We start from the raw sequence: 431 nt of genomic DNA, 5'->3' as shown, positions 1-431 counted from the left end.
GCGGCCTCGGTCGGACCATACAGGTTGTGCAGGCGCGCGCCGGTCAGCTCACGCAGCCGCTGCGCGGTAGGCGCGGGAAGCGCCTCACCGGAGGCGAACACAGTGTTCAATCTGCCTCCGCTGCGCTCCGGCGGATTCGCGGCGCTGAAGGTCTCGATCCTCCCTCCGCTTCGCTCCCCCGCTCCACTCGGTCCACAACGCGACGCGCCGCGAACCAATGGGTTGCTTTCACCCAGTGCGGCGACGAAGGCGGAGAGCATGGACGGCACGAAATGGGCGGTGGTAACACCCTGCTCCGCGATGATCTGCGCCAGGTACACCGGGTCTCGATGCCCGTCCGGCTTGGCAACCACCAGGCGCGCACCGGTCTGCAAAGGCCAGAAGAACTCCCACACCGACACGTCGAAGGTGGCCGGAGTCTTCTGCAGCAC

General features: G+C 67.3%; 1 protein-coding gene. It reads right to left on the bottom strand.

Features of this window, described 5'->3' with window-relative positions; genetic code table 11:
- The coding region (locus tag ON33_RS03845; protein ID WP_040855155.1) for an AMP-binding protein at positions 1-431 on the bottom strand (431 nt) is incomplete at both ends.

The organism is Nocardia niigatensis NBRC 100131 (assembly GCF_000308655.1).
In the GTDB taxonomy this organism is placed as follows: Bacteria; Actinomycetota; Actinomycetes; order Mycobacteriales; family Mycobacteriaceae; genus Nocardia; species Nocardia niigatensis.
This window is presented reverse-complemented; position numbering and strand designations above follow the sequence as displayed.